At 68.9% G+C, this 20037-nt stretch carries 16 protein-coding genes and 1 pseudogene; 5 read left to right on the forward strand and 12 right to left on the reverse strand.

The features are described from left to right. Positions 1–12: 12 nt before the first annotated feature. From ACWDX9_RS11875 to ACWDX9_RS11905, 7 genes and pseudogenes are all read right to left on the reverse strand, one after another. A complete protein-coding gene (locus tag ACWDX9_RS11875) occupies positions 13–1116 on the reverse strand; it encodes a TniQ family protein (protein ID WP_449952129.1) in 1104 nt (367 codons plus the stop codon). A gap of 99 nt (positions 1117–1215) precedes the next feature. Then, positions 1216–2400, reverse strand: a complete 1185-nt coding sequence (locus ACWDX9_RS11880) for a hypothetical protein (RefSeq protein ID WP_449952171.1) — start codon at positions 2398–2400, stop codon at positions 1216–1218. A gap of 249 nt (positions 2401–2649) precedes the next feature. After that, positions 2650–3117 (reverse strand): annotated as a pseudogene (locus ACWDX9_RS11885) (TniQ family protein); the annotation flags it as partial. Next, positions 3114–4340 (reverse strand): AAA family ATPase, encoded by a 1227-nt coding sequence (locus ACWDX9_RS11890; protein WP_449952132.1) that lies wholly within the window; start codon positions 4338–4340, stop codon positions 3114–3116. The gene ACWDX9_RS11890 and the pseudogene ACWDX9_RS11885, both read right to left, overlap by 4 nt. 32 nt (positions 4341–4372) lie before the next feature. Beyond that, entirely contained in the window at positions 4373–6631 is a 2259-nt protein-coding gene (locus ACWDX9_RS11895; RefSeq protein ID WP_449952134.1) for a transposase, read from the reverse strand. Then, positions 6628–7275: a TnsA-like heteromeric transposase endonuclease subunit gene (locus ACWDX9_RS11900; protein WP_449952137.1), complete on the reverse strand. Its 648-nt coding sequence runs from the start codon at positions 7273–7275 to the stop codon at positions 6628–6630. The genes ACWDX9_RS11895 and ACWDX9_RS11900 overlap by 4 nt, the downstream gene beginning before the upstream one ends. Positions 7276–7748: 473 nt before the next feature. Then, entirely contained in the window at positions 7749–8327 is a 579-nt protein-coding gene (locus ACWDX9_RS11905; protein ID WP_185072109.1) for a TetR/AcrR family transcriptional regulator, read from the reverse strand. Between the two features lie 84 nt (positions 8328–8411). Between ACWDX9_RS11905 and ACWDX9_RS11910 the strand changes: the two genes are divergently transcribed. After that, positions 8412–9293 (forward strand): SDR family oxidoreductase, encoded by an 882-nt coding sequence (locus ACWDX9_RS11910; RefSeq protein WP_449952140.1) that lies wholly within the window; start codon positions 8412–8414, stop codon positions 9291–9293. A 1076-nt stretch (positions 9294–10369) separates the two neighbouring features. On the opposite strand, the gene ACWDX9_RS11915 is transcribed toward ACWDX9_RS11910, so the two are convergent. The 4 genes from ACWDX9_RS11915 to ACWDX9_RS11930 form a co-directional block, all read right to left on the reverse strand. Continuing rightward, positions 10370–11110 (reverse strand): FAD-binding oxidoreductase, encoded by a 741-nt coding sequence (locus ACWDX9_RS11915; protein WP_449952143.1) that lies wholly within the window; start codon positions 11108–11110, stop codon positions 10370–10372. Beyond that, on the reverse strand, positions 11107–12063 hold the full coding sequence (locus ACWDX9_RS11920) for an NmrA/HSCARG family protein (RefSeq protein ID WP_449952146.1): 957 nt from the start codon (positions 12061–12063) through the stop codon (positions 11107–11109). The genes ACWDX9_RS11915 and ACWDX9_RS11920 overlap by 4 nt, the downstream gene beginning before the upstream one ends. Before the next feature lie 25 nt (positions 12064–12088). Next, positions 12089–13063: an NADP-dependent oxidoreductase gene (locus ACWDX9_RS11925; RefSeq protein WP_449952149.1), complete on the reverse strand. Its 975-nt coding sequence runs from the start codon at positions 13061–13063 to the stop codon at positions 12089–12091. A gap of 139 nt (positions 13064–13202) precedes the next feature. Beyond that, a complete protein-coding gene (locus tag ACWDX9_RS11930; RefSeq protein WP_449952151.1) occupies positions 13203–14057 on the reverse strand; it encodes a helix-turn-helix domain-containing protein in 855 nt (284 codons plus the stop codon). Positions 14058–14771: 714 nt separating this feature from the next. Between ACWDX9_RS11930 and ACWDX9_RS11935 the strand changes: the two genes are divergently transcribed. From ACWDX9_RS11935 to ACWDX9_RS11950, 4 genes are all read left to right on the forward strand, one after another. Next, positions 14772–15512 carry a TetR/AcrR family transcriptional regulator gene (locus tag ACWDX9_RS11935; RefSeq protein ID WP_449952154.1) on the forward strand — a complete coding sequence of 247 codons (741 nt, stop codon included), beginning with the start codon at positions 14772–14774 and terminating at the stop codon, positions 15510–15512. Next, positions 15509–15709 carry a ferredoxin gene (locus tag ACWDX9_RS11940; protein WP_449952157.1) on the forward strand — a complete coding sequence of 67 codons (201 nt, stop codon included), beginning with the start codon at positions 15509–15511 and terminating at the stop codon, positions 15707–15709. The genes ACWDX9_RS11935 and ACWDX9_RS11940 overlap by 4 nt, the downstream gene beginning before the upstream one ends. Position 15710: 1 nt before the next feature. Further along, complete coding sequence (locus ACWDX9_RS11945; protein WP_449952160.1) at positions 15711–16982, forward strand: cytochrome P450; 1272 nt, start codon at positions 15711–15713, stop codon at positions 16980–16982. A gap of 82 nt (positions 16983–17064) precedes the next feature. Further along, a complete protein-coding gene (locus ACWDX9_RS11950; RefSeq protein WP_449952163.1) occupies positions 17065–17283 on the forward strand; it encodes a hypothetical protein in 219 nt (72 codons plus the stop codon). A gap of 27 nt (positions 17284–17310) precedes the next feature. Here ACWDX9_RS11950 and ACWDX9_RS11955 read toward each other — a convergent pair whose 3' ends face one another. Continuing rightward, complete coding sequence (locus tag ACWDX9_RS11955; RefSeq protein ID WP_449952166.1) at positions 17311–19878, reverse strand: family 78 glycoside hydrolase catalytic domain; 2568 nt, start codon at positions 19876–19878, stop codon at positions 17311–17313. Between the last annotated feature and the right edge of the window lie 159 nt (positions 19879–20037).

Consider the following 20037-nt stretch of genomic DNA (forward strand, 5'->3'; position numbering starts at 1 on the left):
CCGTTGGCCCGCTCACTGGAGGCGAGCTTGCCCACCGAGCACGGCATCCAAGGCTGCTTTGAAGACCGACGGCAGAGCCACCAGCGTCAACGGATCTGGCCGCCGCTCCTTCCATCGCATCCGCGCGGCGGCCGCCAGCGGCATCAACCGGGCCACCAGCTCCGACTCGCTTTCTGCCGCGGCCACCTCCAAAGCCACCGCCAGCAGTCCCGCAGCCACCAACGCCGTCCGCGGAGCCATCCCGAAGTGGCCCACCGGCCCCGCCCGGTTCCACCGCTGTCCACCAGCCTCTGCGGCCAGCGCGCCCTGACCATCCAGAGTCGCATCCAACAGAGGGAGAACCTCCGGCACCCCCAGCCGGACCAGCATCGCCGTTGCTTTCAAGACCGCGAACCACTGACCGGCACTCACCACCTGACCTGCGATCAGCGCAGGCCGGCGATGCGTCGCCACCTCAAGCACGAGTTGTTGCTGATCAGCGAGTTTGTGACTCACCGAGCTTGTGCTGATCTGGGGGATCGGCTGATCGCATACGGCCCCGCTGAGAAGCGCGCCGCACCGCAACGGGGCCGGCATCCGGGAGCGAGACAGACGCGCAGGCTGGCCAGCGGGACCTCGTCGCACGGAAACGCGGCATCTCGGGCAGAGATCCACCAGCAGCGTCCTATGCTCGGGACAAACCGCGGCCCAGCCCAGCTTCCACCAGACCAGCCACACTCCGCCCGAAGCCGCCAGGCATGTCGGGCATACTCGGCTGCCGAAGAACTGCGCCCACTCACGGCCCTCTGCCCGGCGGACTGACTCCCTGTCGCCCACGCGGACACCTGCCAGGTCCAGGACCGAGCCGTCGAACACCTCCAGGTGCATCCCACGCACGACCTCGGAGCTCACGCCTGTGACAGCCTCGATCGCCTTGCGCGTCTCCTGCGTCGTAACGATGCCGTACGCCAGTGAACGGACGTCACTCGACGCGCGTACATCCAGCCCCAACGCCTCGACCATCGCCCACGGCGGACACCCGTTCCGCAGGGCCATCCGATCAACCCACGACGCGAACGACTCGCCGGACGCTGGTGCCACCACCAACGCCAGCCGACGGGGCCAGACCGCCGCCATCTCCAGATGAGCGTGTGAACGCTAGATGGCCAGTTTGAGCGCTAGGTGGCCACTCCGAGAGGGGCTCTTGCTCAGTCCTTATGATGGGCCCGTGATCTCTCAACCGCGGTCGATGCTTGAAGCCAACCGGTTGGCGTGGTGGAGGAGGAGTTCCTTGAGGTGGACGTAATGCTTCTTGCTTCCGTGCCGGTAGTAGTACCAGGTGGCGGAGTGGCGATGGTGCCAGGCTTTCTGGACGTCAGAGGGTAGTGCTGCCTCGATCGGGCGTGGTGCGAATTGATATTCACCTTGGGTGAGGTGGGTCCAGATGGCTATTGACGCGAATTGGCGCTTCTGGTCTCCAAGATCAGGCTGGACCGTGCCGATGGTGGGTGGGAGCTGAGAAGTGATGGACTCCCAGCTGGCCTGGTCAAGTGCCCAGTCGCTCAGAGCATTGCGTCGTCGATGGTAGTTCACTTTGTCTGGGAAACTGTCGAGGGCGTGCGTGAGGCTGTCGAGGGCCCTGTCGAACTCCCGTGGATCAGGTCGGTTTCTGGCCCACGTATGGACGAATCCGGCGGCGGCGTAGATTCCACCACGGTGAGTGGATGTTCTGATCCCAAGGTATTCCGCTGCTTCTCCGAGACCGCCGCCAGAGATCATTTGTATGAGCCGACACACGACGACGCGGCGCAGAAGCTTGGAACTGATGCCGTCCAGATGGCGGAAGTATCGTTCATGCCAGGAGCTCGGAAGGAACGCGGGAACATGCTCAGGTCCGAATACGGTGACATGCGTGGGCCCGCGGCGGAAGCGCTGCCCTGATCTGATGCGAGGAACGGTCTTCACCAGCGGATGACACGCTTCCCGCAACCCTTCTGAACAGGTGGTATGCAGCGACCGGACAAGACGCAACCATGGGGTCTTCCGCCGCTGCGGCATCCGACCAAGAGGCAGGGCCTGCAGACACTCCCCGATGTCGTCAATACAGGCCAGACCGAGTAGCCGTTCGGAGATCGTGAGGAGACCCGCCAAGGCCATCATGTCGCGCGGTGGAGTGTCGAGCAGTCGATAGGCTGGCCATGCCTCCGAGTTCTGCGCCAGAAGATCGGGAAGCGCGCGCTGTTGGCGTTCGACGTGGTCATCAATGGCTTCGGCAACCAAATCTGAAGGTGCCATGTCGCGGAGTGCAGGCCACGAAGCTTTGACCAGAGACGTCACCAGACGCAAATCGGTGAAATAGTGGGCAGGGCTGGTGGGCTGCCCGCAACTGGTGATGCTTAGCGGGGCGTCGGGGTCCAGCAACCGAAGAAGGCGAGCTTGACAATCTAGTAGGGCACGGTCTGAACACTTGGACGCTATGTCGATGGCGTCGAGCCTTGCGCCGCATGCGGGTCGAACTCGCAGTAAGGGGCTGCCGCCAGCATCGGAACGGCACTGCGCAGGATGGAGTGACGGGTTCCGCATGAGCGGCATGATCTCCCGCGACCCCTTCTTGTTCACCAGATGAATGGGTTGACCGCAGGTCGGGCAACGATCAATCAAGAACGTTCGGTGATCAACGCAGGCGAACGTCGTCGCGAGGTGCCAGGTTCTGCGCCATGGGCCACCGTGAGCAACTTGGATAGGTGAGCCACCCCCCGCCAGGCATCGTGGACAGCAACGGGTCGCTGGTGCCAACACCCATGGATGCGACCGAATCTTGCCGCGGCGATTCCCGTTGGCGATGATGTCCGGAAGCGGGTAACGACCGGCGAACGAGCTGAGAGTCAGGCTTTCTGCTTCTTCTGGAGTGAGCCTCGTCACGGTCGCGAAGGACGCGCGAGCAGGTGGAGATAGCTGAACCAGCACCTGGTAGGAGACCCGCGAGGGATGTCTGCCATCAGCCAGGCCCGTCAGATCCACGATTCGGGATGGGGACAGGTCAAGACGATGCGCCAGGCGCAGCAGGTAGCCGGCGAGCGACTCCTGAGGTAGCGGGTCTAGGCTGCGGGGGAGCACAGCTGCGGCTGCTGCGATCATCTTGTTTCTCCGGCGGCTGCTGGTCCGTGATCGTCGAAGACGGTGTTGCGGGCGCGTTTGCCACGACGGGTGGGCTGCGGGGGCAGCACCGGGACCTCGCCTGCGGCGGGATCGCGACCGAGGGTGTCGGGGAGTCGGAGGACGACGTTGTCGAGCAGGCATTCGGTGAGCTTCTCGTCACCGGTGTCGATGGCTTCGCGGCAGCCGTCTTCGAGGAGTCGTTCCAGGAGGCCGACCACTCCGTTGGTGCGCCGATAAAGGTATTCGGGCATCGCGCCGTCGGAGAGCATGCCCGGAGTGCCGTTCATGAGGCGCAGGTGCTGTTCGACTCCGGCCAGGTGCGTGGTCCAGGCGGCGATCTGCTCGGAGGTGGAGTAGCGGAAGCGGTCGAGTTCGATCAGGTCGAAGCGGCGTTCGGTCTGGGTGGGCTCCAATCCGTTGACCTTGACCTGCTGAGCGTAAGTGGAGGGCGGGAACACGTACTGGCTGGTGAGAGGGTCGTGGCGTCCTTCGCGCAGCAGGCCGGAGCCGGGGATGTCGACGCCGATGAGGACGAGGGTGACGTGCATGCTCATGAACGCGCGGATGAGGTCGAGCACGTCCTGGTCGTCGGCGCGGTGCATGCGTAGCCGGGTGATGTCGTCCAGCACGAGCACCTTCGTGCCGTGGTCGTTGAGGGACTGGGCGACCTGGCGGATCAGCTCGGGCAGGTCCATGTTCTTGGTGTCGGCGCCGTAGAAGTTCAAGATGGCTTTGCAGGTGGACTTCGGTTTGGCGGTGACGGGCGTTTGGACGTAGGCGACCGGCGCGTGCAGGTCCCTGGTGCCGGGCCTGGCACTGGGCAGGTGCAGATGCGCGTCCAGCCAGAAGTCCTCGAAGGCGGCGCAGACTTCGCAGACCGTCTCGGTCTTGCCCTGGAAGCCCCCGCCGAAAACCATGATCCCGGATCGGGTGGCCGGCTTGTACTTGAGCGCGTTGGACTCGATCCGGGCGCGGAGCAGCTTCTCCACTGCGGCGCTCATCGGGGTCGCGAGCACCGGCAGGTTGGCGTGTGTCGCCGCGCGGTGCAGGTCGTGCAGCATCCGCCGGCGCGGGGACAGCAGCCGCCAATCGGCGAGGCTGAGCTGTGGGGCCGGGATGAAGAGGCCGCGGCTGGTCCGGTAGTGCTCCCACCCGGCCAAGGTGTCCCGGAACGGCACCTCGCCGGGGAGCACAAAGGGCACCGGGCCTTGGCCGTCTGTTCTTCGAACGGACGTCATGGGCTTGGTTCTCCGTGCTCGGGCTGGGTCGGCGATGCCTCGTCATCGTCATCGGGGATGAGGAAGATGCTCTTGCGGCGTAGCGCGTCATGCAGAAGCGGAGGTGGTTGCGGTGGTGAGGTGACCACGGCCTCGCGACGGCGGCGCCGCTCGGCGTCGATCTCCTCGGCCGCCTGGCGGGCCTGCTGCGGCCAGGCCAGAGGAACAACCTCCGCGGAGACGTCCGGAGCGCGCGGGGCTGGCTGGCGGTCTTGGCGTGCGGCGTCGGCCTGGGCCGTTTGCCGGGCTCGGCTGGTGCGCTGCTGCTTAGGTTGCTGCGTGTGCCACTGGTCGACCGGGATGAGCCCACCCAACAGTTCCAGCAGCACGGGCAACAGTTCAGCATCCGAGCGGGGCGACAGACCTTGCGCGCGGGCCTGATGCAGCAGTTCCTCGACCGTCTTGTCGGAGAAGGCCGGGATCTCGCCCTCGGGCGGCAGGCCGTTCCAGCGCAGCTCATGCCAGACAGCCGGAGATTGAGGATCTTGGAAGAACACGGTGCGCCGGTCCCGGCGCTCGCGGTGGATCTCCCAGCGGTTCTTGTGCCGGCCGCCTCGCCCGGACGGCTTGCCGCGATAGGGATCCAGAGCGGGCCCGTCATACCAGAGTCCGGCGATCTGGACCCCGCGCCGGTTCGGGATCTTCACGTAGTGAGCGGGCAGCACCTCGTAATACAGCTCCGGCGTGGGGATCTGCAGAGCGAAGCCGCCCTGCTCCATGGCGGCCGCGAACAGCGTGTTCGGAGAGTGTTCCTCACCTGGGCCCCACGCGGGCGCGTGTTCGCCCAGCCGCCTGTTCTGCCAGACCGCAACGACCCAGCGCGCGATCGTGCGCTCCATCTGCGCGAGCGTCAGCACCGCGTCCGCCTCCGGATCACCCCCGCGATCGGCGACGTCCACCCCGGTGTAGCCGGGCAACTCCTCGAACAGCAGCGACCGCAGCGCCCCGAACGCCCGCTCAACCGCCTGCTTGTCGGTCGGGCGCAAAACGCGTGCGGGCAGGATGTTGCAACCCAGGACGCGTTGCGCGTCCACCAGGTCATGATTCTTGAACGGCGAACCATGATCGGTGGTGACCGTCTCCGGCGCGAAAAACGGCAACCCGGCCACCTTGTGCCCGGCGAACTCCGCGACCACCTCGGCCGGAACGCCCGGGTAGGGCCACTCCATCTCCGGACCCCAGCCGTCACGCATCGGCAGAGGCAGCATCACGTCCCGCAGCAGCATCGCCACGTCCACCGACGTCTCCGACACCAGCGTCAACCGGAACGCGACCACGGAGTGGGTGTAAAGGTCTAGCGCCAGCGTCAAGCAGGCCGAAACCGGATCGCCGAACACCCGCTCGCGGACCTTGACCGGAAGTGTCGTGGTGTCCAGGGCGACGACCTGGCCCGGCCGGTGCACCACGATGTGAGCGCGGGAGGTCTCCACCGCTGCGGCCGAGCGCGCATACCGCTGCCGAGCACCATCAGGGCCGAACCAATCCAGCCAGACGACCCGTAAGGTCCAATAGCTGGGGACCTCGATCTGCGGCCCGAACTTCTCCAGGACATACTGGTGGATGAGCACGCAGCGGGCCTTCATATTCATCTTCGAGCGGCGCAGGCTTTCGGCCCGGGCTGCGAAGATCGCCTCCCGGATCTCCTCCGTGATGCTGTGTCGGCCTGTGCTGGAGCGCGTCCATCGGCCATCCGCGCACCCGAGCGCGCTTCTGCGTTCCTCGCACTTGGCGGCCATGCGTCTGAGCGTCCGCTCACTCATGTGATCCAGCCCAAGCAGATGGGCTTCCTGCTTCTCCCAAGCCGCCAGTTCCGCGGCCTTGGCCCTTCGCCGCTGCTCCAGCGTGGTGCAGTTCGGATCGTAGGCCGGGCGTGGCTCGCCCGGAGCCGGATAATGTCGGCTTCCGCTGCGGAACCCGGTCTCCGCTTCGTTCACGTGCGCCGCGCGCAACCGCACCACGCTGCGCTCATACGGGTCCAGATCGCTCCAGGTAACCGGCTGGTGGACGCCTTTCGGCGCTGTAGGTGACCCGGGAACCGGCAGGCAATCGGGATGATGAACCAGCCAGCGGATCGTCCGCCACTGTGGCTCCCCACGGGCCGGCTGCAAGAGGACCCGGCCGAACTGCGGCTCGATCGTCTCCACCGCCCATTCCCGGCCGTCCAGTCGCAGCATCGACCCCAGCAACAGCTCCAGCAGTCCCGCTTGCCGCGTCATCCTCTGCTCTCTCCGGTCGGCGACCACACCAGCGAACGATCCGACAGCGGACGCGCGAGATCGACTCCGAGCCTGCGATGCCAAAGCAGATGCAGGGCATGCGCGCGGGCGACCGCCGGCAGCGACGTCCGCGCCACGAGCTCTCCGAACCCGGCCGGCCCGGCAGCCATCGCCGCCATCAGCTGTCCTTGCAGGCCCAGCGGGTCCTGCAGCACGCGGCGCTGCGCGGACAACGCGTCGATCACCGACAGAACGTGCGGCCGCCACCCCGCCACCATCGAATACCGCCATCCGGCCGCCCATCCCGCCTCTCGCGCTGCGGCGAAGGCAACCTCATCACGATCCCGGATCAGCGCAGCGGGCCGGACGTCGAACAGCCATCCCGACCCGTCTCGCAAGACTGCCAGGAAGTCGGGGACATGCTCGCGGAAGCCGTCGTCGGTTTCGAACCGCAACCGGAACGGCTGCGGCAGCACCTCGGCCACGGAGCCGGCGAAGTCCAACGCCAGGAGCAGTCGCTGCTCCTCTAGCGACTCGAACCCATGCAAGCGGCCTGTCGAGACCATGAACTCCAGCCCCGGGCGGTGGCGCTGGCTTGCCCGCCAGGAGAACCGGCGCACCGGTACGCACTCCAGCACGGGCACCGCGGCGAGGTCCCGAGCAGGGCAGACCAGCTCTCCCGCCGACGTTCGCCACGTCGCGCTCCATCGCCGGGGCCACTGCGAGCCCAGCGTCAGCGACCCTCGCGACTGCTCGCTGGCGGTATGAGCAGAGAACAGCTCGTCTAAGCCACAGGTCTCCGACTGAACTTCCGGCAAGTCACCAACCGTCACCACTCAACCACAGCACGCAGGAATCAGCCGTACCACCTGTTTCGCAAAGAACACGGGCCCTGTGAGGGGTTCTGTCTCTCGTGACGAGGGGCGGGGTGCGACTCCCGGTTATAGATGGCGGCTGCGACCTAGGTGACCGGTGGAGCTGTGGTGCTTCCCAGAGTTTGTTGGCGGAAGTTCCCAGATGTTCTTGGCGGCTCCGTACATGATCTTGATGATCCGACGTGGAGCCTGGCCACGTGTGAGAAACCTCAGCCGCCCGGCAGTAGCTCCAGCAGGGTCGATCAGCCCAGTGACGCCGTTGCCGTACGCAAATCCCGCAGGGCGGACAGCGCGTGGTAGGCGAGCCCGCGCGTGTCATCGCGGTCGCTTTCTGACCACTGGGCGTAGCCTCGCTTGAAGGCGAGGACGCCCAGCTCGGCCGCGAGATGAGCGGTAGGGTCCGGGACGCCGCGGGCGACGAGTGCGGCGGTCATGGCGGCGGCCAGGCCGACGCTCTTGAGCGCGTCTCGCTCCTGGAGTTCGGTGCTGGCCGCTATGGCTGCCCTCAGCCGGGGGCCGAGTTCGCGGTTTGCCGGTCCCATCGCGCTGGATGCACGTTCGAGACCGGCCGCGACCGCCTGCAGGGGGCTGGCGTCGGCGGGCGCCTCGGCGATTCCCTCGGCGAGCAGTCGGCTCAGGGTCTCCTGGCCGGCGACCAGCAGCTCGCGCTTGTCCGAGAAGTGCCGGAAGAAGGTGCTCTTGGTAACGCCGGCGCGCTCGGCGATCTGCGCCACCGTGGTGGCGTCGTACCCCTGCTCGGTGAACAGGTCCACGGCCGCGACGATGAGTCGCTGGGTCGTCTCCGGTTGCCATCGGGCCATGAACCACATCATAGGTGATGGGACAAGAGTCCCATCACTGTGTATGGTGATGGGACAAAAGTCTCGTCACTTCGGGAGATTCTCATGCACGTTTTCGTCACCGGCGGTACCGGCACGATCGGCTCCGCCGTCGTCGCCGAACTCCTCACCCATGGCCACACCGTCCTCGCGCTGGCCCGCTCGGACAAATCCGCGCAAGCCCTCACCGACGCAGGTGCCCAGGTGCTGCGCGGACAACAGGCCGACCTCGACGTCCTGCGCGCCGGCGCCGCGCAGTCCGACGGCGTGGTCAGCCTGGCCTTCGGCAGCGACTACAGCACCGACGAGGCCCTCACGCGGTCGATCGCCGAGGAGGGCGCCGCACTGGCCGCCCTGGGTGAGGAACTGCTCGGCAGCGATCGCCCGATCGTCACGGTCTCGGGTACGCCCTGGGTGCCGGGCCGCCCCTCCACCGAAGCCGACCCCGCGCCGACCGACGGACCGGTGGGCGGTCGCGGCCGTTCGGTCAATGCACTGCTGGATCTGGCCTCGCGCGGGGTCCGCGCAATGGCTGTCCGCATGCCGCGCACGGTGCACAACGAGGGCAAGGGCGGATTCGCCGGCCTGTTGACGGACCAGGCGCGCCGCACCGGCGTGTCCGGCTACCCCGGCGACGGCACCCAGCGCTGGCCCGCCGTGCACGCGCTCGACGCGGCGGTTGTGTTCCGGCTGGCTCTGGAGTCGGCACCCGCCGGAACGACCTGGCACGCCGTGGCCGACGAGGGCGACGCGGTACGCGACATCGCGACCGTCATCGGCCGGCAACTCGGACTACCGGTCGAGCCGGTGCCGCAGGAGAACTTCGGCCCGTTCGGCCCGATCTTCGCCATGGACCAACCGGCCTCCAGCGCCCACACCCGCCAGGTCCTCGGGTGGCAGCCCACACACCCCAGCCTCCTGGAGGATCTGGAGAACATCCAGCCCTGAACAGGGCATTCTCTCTGAGCCCCGTCCGGTCAGATGTCGGACACTTGCTTGTCCACGTCGCGACTCGGCCGGGACAGCGCGAAAAGGGCGGGTTCGGGTCGCCGGGGAAGCAGGATGCTGGAGTTCCTCAAGTGCCGGGCCCGGTCACGATGCATAGCGGCCGGCGCTCAAAGCCGGACCGGACGGAGATTCACAGAACGACCGCTGAGTGCTCGCTCGTGAGATCCGACTCGAGCGCTGCTCGTGATTTCGATTCGGGATCAACCACAGGGACTGCGTCACCGGATCATGAAGCTGCATGGTGTGGTTCCGTGGTGACCCTTGGCGACGCCTCGGCGGTGTGGTCGGATCGATGTGGTTGGGCGGAACTGCTCGCGGGTGGCGATGCTCTCGGCAACGGGCGTGAGTCGCTGGCGTTGGGTGAAGGTTGGCCTCGTCAGTGGACCACACACTGGAGAAAGAGCCTGGTCCGCCCTGGTCGAGGCGGCGGCCGATGAGATCGGTGACGCTGGAGTTGGCCGAGGGCCGCGAGCTGATCATGGACGGCGAGTCTTGGCAGGTGGAGCGGCTTGAACCCTATTGGGGGAAAGTGATGCTCCGCGCGGTTGGCAGATCGGATGGGCGGACCCGGCAGACCACGATCGCTGCGCTGATGCGCCATCAGGACTGCCGGGTCTCCACCACGTCGCTGCCAAGGCTTCCCGCTGCGGCACGAGGCCGCCAACCAGCGACCTGGAAAGACCTGTCCAAACAGCGCCAGCAGTTGCTTGAGCTGCGATTGGCACATCTGCTGGAAGTCGAGACAGGCTTTCGGAGCGGTGACCCGTTCCGGGCCGGTCCGGATGAGCCACGGCCCCAATACGATCCTGGGCTTGTTCCGCTGGTGACCGATCGGCGCCTGGCGAAGGTCGCCGAGCTTGCTGAGCTGCGCGAGCGGGAGCCTGAGCATGCCCGGATGCTCGGCCTGCACAAGGTCAGTCTGAGGACGTTGGAGCGGTGGGCGAGCCTCTACTACCAGTGGGGGGTGATGGGCTGCGCGGATGACCGATGGCTGCGCGAGTGCACCGGGCACCGGATCAGCGAGCCGGTCCGCGAGGCAATCTACAGCATGCGGAAGCTGGTGGTGATCTCCGGTGGGGCGGTTCGTGCCCACGCCTGCCAAGACCGGCGCGAGCCGGGCGGCGTCGGTCGCGTCCCAGACCGCCATGCCGGTGACGACACGGCGCATGGGAATCAGGTCGATCTCCGCCTACGACGACGCCGAACCCGCCGCCCCCGCCGCGCAGCGCCCAGAACAGGTCCGGGCGGTGCATGGCGCTCGCCTCCACGACCTCGCCGCCGGCCAGCACGACGGTGAGCGAGCGCACCGAGTTCGCGGCCAGCCCGAACCGGCGGCCGTAGAAACTGAGGCCGCCGCCGAGCAGGTAGCCGATGACTCCCACCGTGGAGGACGAGCCGTGCACCGCGGTGAGCCCGTGCTCGAAGAGTTCCGGCAGTACCGCGCCCCACGTCTTGCCGGCCGGGATCCGGGCGGTCCGGGTGGCCGGGTCGACGTGGACGGGACCGTCGAGCAACAGACGCAACAGCAGGGAATCGGTCAGCGGGCCGGTCCGGCCCATCGCGTGACCGGTGGTGGTCAGCCGTAGCAGCCGGCCCGAGCGACGCGCGGTGGCGACGGCGCGGACCACGTCGTCGACCGAGCGGGCGGTGAACGCCCCGGCCGGGTCGACCGGCGCCGCGAGCTGGAAGGAGGCACCGGCCGCCGCGTACTCGGGGGTCCCGGGCAGGCTGAACGGAGCGATGTCGACGGTGGTCACCGGAGTTCCTCCGCATCGCCGAGCTCGGCCCGATGCGCGGTCAGGAAGTCGGTCAGGCTGAGCGGATTGGGGTTGAACGCGCGCGCGGCCCCGAGGTTGCGGCGGCCGAGGTAGGACTCGGGGAACTCGGCGTAGTACTGGAACATGTTTCCGAGTTCGTCCGCGCCGGGGAAACCGAAGCTGCGGAACTGCTCGTGGGTGGGCGGGCGGTAGGCCACCGGCTCGCCGAGCACCGCGCCGAGCACCGCCGTCATCTGCTCACCGGTCAGGTACTCGCCGACCACGGGAACCGTGAGGCCGATCGTCTCCGCCGGCTGTCGCAGCACCGATAGCACCACCTTGCCGATGTCGTCGGAGGCGACGCCCGCGATCGCCGTGTCGCCGAGCGGGAGGTGCACGGCGAGCGTCCCGTCCGGGTCGCGTTGCGGTCTGGCGAGGCCGAGCAGATTGTCCCAGTAGAACGACATCAACAGGTACGTGACAGGGAGGCCCGACTTGGCGAACAGGGCGTCGGCGGCCCCGCCCTTCACGTCGAAGTGCGGCACCCGATAGCCGTCACCGAGGACCGGCATCCGGTCGTCGCCGGCCGCGATCACCTCCCGGGTGTCCTCGAGCGTCGACCACACGACGTGCCGCAGGCCGGCTGCCTGGGCCGCGCTGATGAGGTTCTTCACCTCGGCCAATTCCCGGGCCGGTGAACGGTGCTCCCAGTACGGCGTGACCAGGAACGCGCCGTAGGCCCCGTCGAACGCCCGGCGCAGGCTGCCCTCGTCGGTGAGGGTCGCCTCCACCACCTGGGCGTCGAGCCCGGCCAGCGCCTGCGCCTTGGGGGAGGCGGCGTCGCGGGTCACCGCCCGTACGGCGAGCTCTCCGTCGGCCAGCAGCGCCCGGGCGACCGCGCCGCCCTGCGTGCCGGTCGCGCCCAGCACGGTGATCACTTTGTCGTGAGACATCGACGTTCCTCCTTGTTGGTTCGGATCAGGCGGTGGGGGCGACGATGACGGTCTTGCCGGGCAGCGCACCCGCGGCGGCCTGGGCGTGCACGGCCGGCAGCTCCGCGAGGGGGATTCGCTGGGCGACCTCGACGCGCAACTCACCGGTGCTGACGCGAGCGGCCAGGTCGGCGAGTTGGTCGGCGTCGCTGCGGACGAACAGGTCGATCCCGCGCACACCGCGCTCCTCGTCGGAAGGGGCTGGCATCCAGACGGTGGTATTGACGAGGGTGCCGCCGTCACGGATCAGCGTGACCAGTGCGGCCAGCTGCTCCGGAGTGACCGGCGCGAGGTTGAGGACGAGGTCGACCGGCTCGGTCACCGCCGCGGTCACATCCGTGGTGGTGTGGTCGAGCACTTCGTCGGCGCCTGCGGCTTTGACACGTTCGGCGTTGCGTGGGCTGGCCGTGGCGATCACGTGGGCACGGACCTCCTTGGCCAGCTGCACGGCGTATCCGCCGACCGCTCCGCCGGCGCCGTTGATCAGCACCCGCTGGCCGGCGGTCAGGTTGCCGTGGTCGAACAGCGCCTGCCACGCGGTCAGGCCCACTAGTGGCAACGCCGCCGAGTCGGTCAACGGGATGTTCTTGGGTGCCCCCGTCAGGATCTCCGCCGGCGCGATCACATACTCCGCGGCCGCCCCGGCCCCCGTCATCGGCAGGAAGCCGATGACCCGGTCGCCAACCGCGACGTCGTCCACGCCGTCACCGAGCGCGTCGACCGTGCCGGCGACGTCGATGCCGGGAGTGTGTGGCAGCTCGACCGGGATCGGGCCCTGCATGTAGCCCGCGCGGATGTTGCCGTCGACGCCGTTGAACGACGTCGCAGCGACGCGGATCCGGACCTGACCGGGGCCGGGGGTGGGCTGCGCGACGTCCTCGTAGCGCAGGACCTCGGGACCGCCGAACTCGTGAAAACGCACTGCCTTCATTGCTGAACCTGCTTTCGTGAGCGCCGCCACTGTGCTTCGAACGTGAAGCAATGCCTCATTGCTTCGAGTTACGAAGGCGTCCAGCCCCGCGTCACCAGGGCCGCCCGGAGGCAGCCACTGGATCCGCGGTTGCTGGAGACGTGACTCAACTTCGCAGGATCCGGCGCGGTTAGCCTGGGCCAGGCTGGCCCACCTTGATGATGGTCGGTTCCCCGGCGTCTCCGACGATCTCAGCGAGACGCGCCGCATCGGCCGAGCCCGGCGCCGCGGTGAGCATCAGAGCCGCCAAATCGTCGCCCGGGATGGCGAGCAGGCTACCGACGAGCGTCACGGAGCCGCCGTCCGGATGAATGAACGCGGCACTGCTCTCGTAGGCCGCGACCGGTCGCGGCGTGCGCCACAAGGTGTCGAACAGGCGGCTTCGGCTCCGCATCTCGTCCACCAGCGCAGCGAGCGACGCGTCGGCGGGGTAGCGCAACAGCGCGCTTCTCAGGCGGGCAGCGAGGATCGCCTGATGATCGGTTGCGTCAGCCGTAGGCTGCTGGAAACGACTGAACGGATCGCAGAAGCTGCGCCAGGCGATGTTCCACTCCCACGGGTCCCCGGTGAGATCCCAGTGACCCAGGGCCATGAACGCACTGTTCACGGCGACCAGATTCATCGCCGCATCGGAGACGAACATCGGAGTGTCGGTGAACCGCTCCAGCAGCCGCATCGCACCCGGACCGACTTCGTTCGGCACCTGCCCGTCCGCGGCGGCGTACCCGGCCAGCGCGCAGAGCCGCTCGTACTCCGCGCGCCCGATCCGCAACGCACGGGCGATGGCGTTCACCACCCCGGCCGACGGATGGCTGCGCCCCTGCTCCAACCGGCGTACGTAGTCCGCAGACATCCCCGCGAGCTCGCCGAGCTCCTCCCGCCGCAACCCTTGCACCCGCCGACGGCCGACCGGTAGCCCGACAGCCGCAGGGGCCGTACTCTCCCGCAATTGGCGCACCGCGGTGCCGAACTCGTGACGTTCCACGGCCCAAAGTGTGCCTGGACAGTCCAGACAGCGCTAGTGGGCGGCCTTGCGTGCAGTGCCACGACCAGCGGACCGGTGTTGCCGACGGCTCCTGAAATTGGCGCACGCTCATCGGCTAGATCCGTAAGCGCAGCGACCGAGGATCGTCACTATCGGCGCTACGCAGTGTCACCGTAGTCCAAGGGAGAGTCCGCCCACCTTCAGCACCCACGAGCACATCAGCCGTCGGTCACCACTGATCCATTGAGACACGCCATCTAAAACAAGAACCGAATCACCTCAAAGGATGCAGACCGTCGCCGTCGAGTCACCGAACTTGGCAGTCGGGCTCGCGCCGTGAGACGAGCGCAAGATCCAGTGAGATTCGGCCAGGTTCCGTGCGACAGGACAATCGACACCGCCTGATCATGACCTCTGCTACCCAGCCGCCAACAAAACCTGGGAACCGCCATCTATAACTGGGGGTCGCACGGGGTGGCCAACTACCGCTCTCAAAGTGGCCAGCTACTGCTCCCACTGGCCATCTATCGCTCACACGCTCACCAGAGCCGAACCTCCTGCCATACACGCCGCTACTGCCAACTCCGATTGCGCACTTCCATGTCCACTTCCAGTTGCCGTGACGGACTGTCGTCTTCAAGGCCGTCAGACAGACACTCAGACAGCGGCCGGGGCGTGCTTGACGTATCAAATGAACAATCTTTAAATTCACTCATGGGTCGCATCGCGGGTGTCACGGCCGCCGAGACGCGTGAGCGGTTGCTGAAGGCGGCCGCCGAAGTGTTCGCCGCACGCGGGTACGACGGCACGCGCGTCGCCGACATCGCCGCCGCCGCCGGGGTGAGCAACGGCGCGCTGTACGCGCACTTCGGCTCCAAGGCCGAGCTGCTCGTCGCCGCGCTGCGCGCCCACGGGCGGCGGATCCTGGCGGGCCTGTTCGCCGCCGACCCCGACCGGTCGGCCGCGGAGCTGCTCCTGGTGCTCGGGCGACGGCTGCCACGGCCTCGTGAGGCTCCCGGTTACCTCGTCGTCGAGGCGCTGGTGGCGGCCAGGCGGGACGAGGACGTCGCCCGGCCGATGCGTGACTACGTGGGGGAGCGGGCCGACTGGATCGCCGAGCTGGTACGCACGGGTCAGGGAGACGGAGAGCTGGACCCCGGGTTGTCGCCGGACGCGCTGGCCCACTTCTGCCTGCTGCTGGCGATGGGCAGCGCGCTCATCACGCCGGACCTGCACGCCGTCGACGACGCCGAATGGTCGGCGCTGCTGACCCGCGTCGTGGCCGCCATCGCCCCACCGGACGGAGCGGAGCACCCGCCCATCGCCCCACCGGACGGAGCGGAGAACCCCCACTTCGCCCCACCGGACAGAGCGGAGAACCCGCCCAACACCCCACCGGACAGAGCGGAAGACCCGCCCATCGCCCCACCAGAGAGAGCGGAGAAGCCGCAGTGAAAGTACAGATCGATCCCGGGCGCTGCCAGGGACACGGCCGCTGCTACGACCTGGCCCCGGACCTGTTCGGCGAGGACGACGAGGGCTACGGGCAGGTCGTCGGCGACGGCGTCGTGCCGCCGGGGGAGGAGCCGGCGGCGCGCCTGGCGGTGGCCAACTGCCCGGAGCGGGCGATCGACCTCGTGGAGGAGGCGTGAGATGACCGTTGACGACCGTTTCAGCCAGGACTTCCGGGGCACGGGAGACGACCCGCCCCTCGGCACGCGCAACGAGATCGTCACCGGCCCGGTGTCCGACTGGGCGACCGACTTCTCCCATCTGGAGCCCGAGTGGGCCGCGGACCCGTACCCCATCCAGGACGAGCTGCGGCAGCGCTGCCCGATCGCGCACACCGACCGCTTCGGCGGCGGCTGGTTGCCGACGCGGCACGAGGACGTGGCGGCCATCGCGTACGACACCGAGCGCTTCTCCTCGCGCTCGATCATCATGAGCAACTTCCGGCCGCCCCGCGAGGCCGCGCCGATCGGCGGCTCGCCGCCGATCTCCTCCGACCCGCCGTTCCACCACGACGCGCGCAGGCTGCTGCTGCCGGCGTTCACCAAGACCGCCGTCGCCAGGCGGGAGGCGTCGACGCGGGCGCTCTGCCATGAGCTCATCGACGGGTTAGCCGGCCAGGACGTCGTGGACGCGGCCCGCGACTACGCCCAGCACATCCCGATGCGGGTCATCGCCGACATGCTCGGCTTCCCGCCCGAGGACGGGCCCCGCTTCCGCGAGTTCATCGAGAACGCGCTCGAAGGCGTGAACCGGCCGGCGGAGAAGCGCATGGAGGGGATGGAGCAGCTGTTCGACTACCTGCTCGTCCAGATCCGCGACCACGTGGACCGCCCGCGCGACGACCTGACGACCTACCTCGTCGACGCCGAGCTGTACGGGCGGAAGCTGGAGTCCTCGCACGTGGCGGGGACGATGGCGCTGCTGCTGATCGCCGGGATCGACACCACGTGGAGCGCGATCGGGGCCTCGCTGTGGCATCTGGCCAAGACGCCGCGCGACCGCGAGCGGCTGGTGGCCGAGCCTGAGCTGCTGCCGGCCGCGATGGAGGAGTTCCTGCGGGCCTACGCGCCGGTCACCATGGCGCGGCTGGTCAAGGAGGACATGCGCTGGAACGGCGTCGACATGAAGGCCGACGACTGGGTCCTGCTGTCGTTCCCGGCGGCCAACCGCGATCCGGAGCAGTTCGACCGGGCCGGCGAGGTCGTCATCGACCGCGAGGTCAACCGGCACGCCGCCTTCGGCCTGGGCATCCACCGCTGCGTGGGCTCGCACCTGGCCCGCATGGAGCTGCGGATCGCCCTGGAGGTGTGGCTGGAACGCATCCCGGACTTCGGCCTCGACGACCCGGCGGCGGTCACCTGGGCCACGGGCCAGGTCCGCGGCCCGCGTACGCTCCCGCTCCGCATCGGCTGACCACCGCTACTTGATCATCTTCGGGGTGGCTCGCTAGGGTTGGGCGCCTTTGCCCGGTCCGAACCGCCCCCCAGGATGTCCCGTGCGCCGCTACCGTTTCGGCCGGATCGCCGCGCCGCTCGCCCTGGCCTACGCGGCCCTGGTCGTCGCGCTCGGCGTCGTCGCGCTGGTCACCCGCGACCCCGCGCTGCTGCGGCGGCTGGTCGTGGGGGAGTGGGACCCGCGCGGGGTTACGTTCGTCTGGTGGGCGGAGCTCCTGGTCGTGGCCGGAGCGGCGGCCCGCACGGGCTGGTGGCGGTAGATCCCGCCACCAGCCCGGCATCGAGGGTCACATCGTCGTGGTGAACGTGTGGGTTCCGGCGCCCACCTCCTGCGGGATGGCCCCCGGCAGGTCCACCTCGGCGACCGTCCCCGGGGGCACGGTCGCCGTGACCGTGAGCGTCTCGCCGTCCCGCTCCCACGAGACGGACGCCAGGCCGTACGGGGTGTCGAGGCGGGCCGAGGCGTGGGTCAGGTCGCCGCCCGGCCGGGGCGCGACGCGCAGGCGGCGGTAGCCGGGCGCGGCCGGGGCGAGCCCGGCCACGGTGCGGTGCATCCAATCGGCCACCGCGCCGAGCGCGTAGTGGTTGAACGAGGTCATCTCACCGGGGTTGACCGAGCCGTCGGGCAGCAGGCTGTCCCAGCGCTCCCAGATCGTCGTGGCGCCCATCGTCACCGGGTACAGCCAGGACGGGCAGTTGCGCTGGAGCAGCAGCCGGTACGCCGTGTCGTACGCCCCGACCGAGCAGAGCGCGTCGCAGATGAGCGGCGTGCCGACGAACCCGGTGCCGATGCGGTGGTCGTCCTGGCCGACCAGCTCGACCAGGCGCCGCCCGGCCCGCTCCCGCTGCTCGGCCCCGTCCAGCAGGTCGAAGGTCAGGGCCAGGGCGTAGGCGGTCTGGGTGTCGCACGCCAGCCGCCCCGACGGGGTGACGAACTCCCGGCGGAACGCCTCGCGCACCTCCCGCGCCAGGGCCGCGTAGTGCCCGGCGTCGGAGTCGTGACCCAGCAGGGCCGCCGTCTCGGCCAGGACCGCGGCGGTGTGGGCGTGGTAGGCGGTGGCGACGAGCGCGTGGTCGGTACGGGCCCTGCCGGGGTCGTCCGGCGGCGCGGCCGGGTCCAGCCAGTCGCCGAACTGGAAGCCCTCGTTCCACAGGTGGTCGTCGCCGGCCAGCCCGTCCACCTGGTCCACCCACGCCTTCATGCTGGCGTACTGCCGGCGCAGCAGCCCGAGGTCGCCGAACCGCTGGTAGAGCGTCCACGGCACGAGCACCGCGGCATCTCCCCACGCGGCGGTCGGCGAGTTGCCGAACAGCAGCGGGACCCACGGCACGTAATGCGGCACGGTGCCTTCCTGGACCTGTTCGACGGCCAGGTCGGCGAGCCAGGACGCCAGCGGGCCCGAGCAGTCGTACAGGAACGCGGCGGCCGGTGCGAAGACCTGGATGTCGCCGGTCCAGCCGAGCCGCTCGTCGCGCTGGGGGCAGTCGGTGGGCAAATCGACGTAGTTGCCGCGCATGCTCCACACGACGTTGTCGTGCAGCCGGGACAGCAGCGGGTCCGAGCAGGTGAAGTCGCCGGTCCTGCGCATGTCGGTGTGGCAGACCACGGCCACCACGTGGGAGGCCGGGTCCAGCTCGCCGGGCCAGCCGTCGATCTGCGCGTAGCGGAAGCCGTGCGTGGTGAAGCGCGGCTCCCACTCCTCCGGCTCGGCGTCGCCGCGCAGCGTGTACTGGTCGAGCGCGGCGGCGTCGCGCAGCGGGCGGATGGCCAGCCCGCCGTTCTCCAGGACCTCGGCGTGCCGGAGCGTCACCGTGTGCCCGGCCGGGCCCTGGACGCGGATGCGCAGGCGGCCGGCGATGTTCTGGCCGAAGTCGAGGATCGTCTCCCCGTCCGGCCCGGTCAGGACCTCCACCGGCGCCAGCGTCTCGATGCGCCGGACCGGCGGGCCCGTCGGCGCGACGAGCAGGGCCGGGTCGTGCGGCAGGGAGTGGGCGGGCAGCCAGGCCGCGTCGTCGAAGCCGGGGCCCGACCAGCCGGACGGCAGCAGGCGGGCGTCGTACTTCTCGCCGTCGTACAGGCTGGCGGCGGTGACGGGTCCGGTCGCGCAGCGCCAGCTCCCGTCGGTGGTCAGCACGTCGGTGGTGCCGTCGGCGTAGGCGATCTCGAGCTGGGCGATGAGCGCGGTACGGTCGCCGTACAGGTCGCTCTTGCCGCCCCGGAAGCCGATCCGGCCCCGGTACCAGCCGTCGGCGAGGGTGGCGCCGATGGCGTTGGCGCCCTCGGTCAGCAGGTCGGTCACGTCGTGCGTGCGGTAGCGCAGGCGGTGGCCGTAGCTGGTCCAGCCGGGCGCCAGGACGTCGTCGCCCACGACTCGGCCGTTGATCTCGGTCTCGTGGACGCCGTGGGCGGTGACGTACAGGCGGGCCCGCTCGATCGGGCCGCGGACGGTGAAGTCGCGGCGCAGCAGCAGCGCGGGGCCGTCGGGGAGGCCCAGCAGCTCCAGCGGCGGCGCCGCCGCGCCCGCCGTCCAGTCGGCCGGCTCCAGCAGCCCGGCCTCCGCCCACGACCAGGGGCTCCAGTCGCTGACCGAGCCGTCGCGGCCGTGTACGCGCACCCGGGCGCCGCGCCGTTCGCGCGAGCCGAGTTCGCCGCCCGGCCAGGGCACGAGCACCGACTCCGCCGACTCGACCCGGCCGGTGGCCGTGCCGTCGCTGAGCTCGATCTCGTACGCCTGCTGCCGCCAGCCGGGGAGTTCGGTGGCGACGGTCCACGACAGACGCGGAGCGCTTTCGCCGATGCCGATGGGGTCGTGGTGGTGTTCGAAGACGGGCGCTTCGACATGCACGAGGGTCACGGGTCTCCTAGCCCTTGATGGCGCCGGCTGTCATGCCGGCGACGATCTTGCGGTTGAAGAAGATGAAGAGCAGCAACGGTGGGATCGTGATCAGGACGATGTCCATGAACAGCAGGTTCCACTGGGTGTTGTACTGGCTCTGGAAGTTGTAGAGGGTCA

The organism is Nonomuraea sp. NPDC003201 (assembly GCF_053590415.1).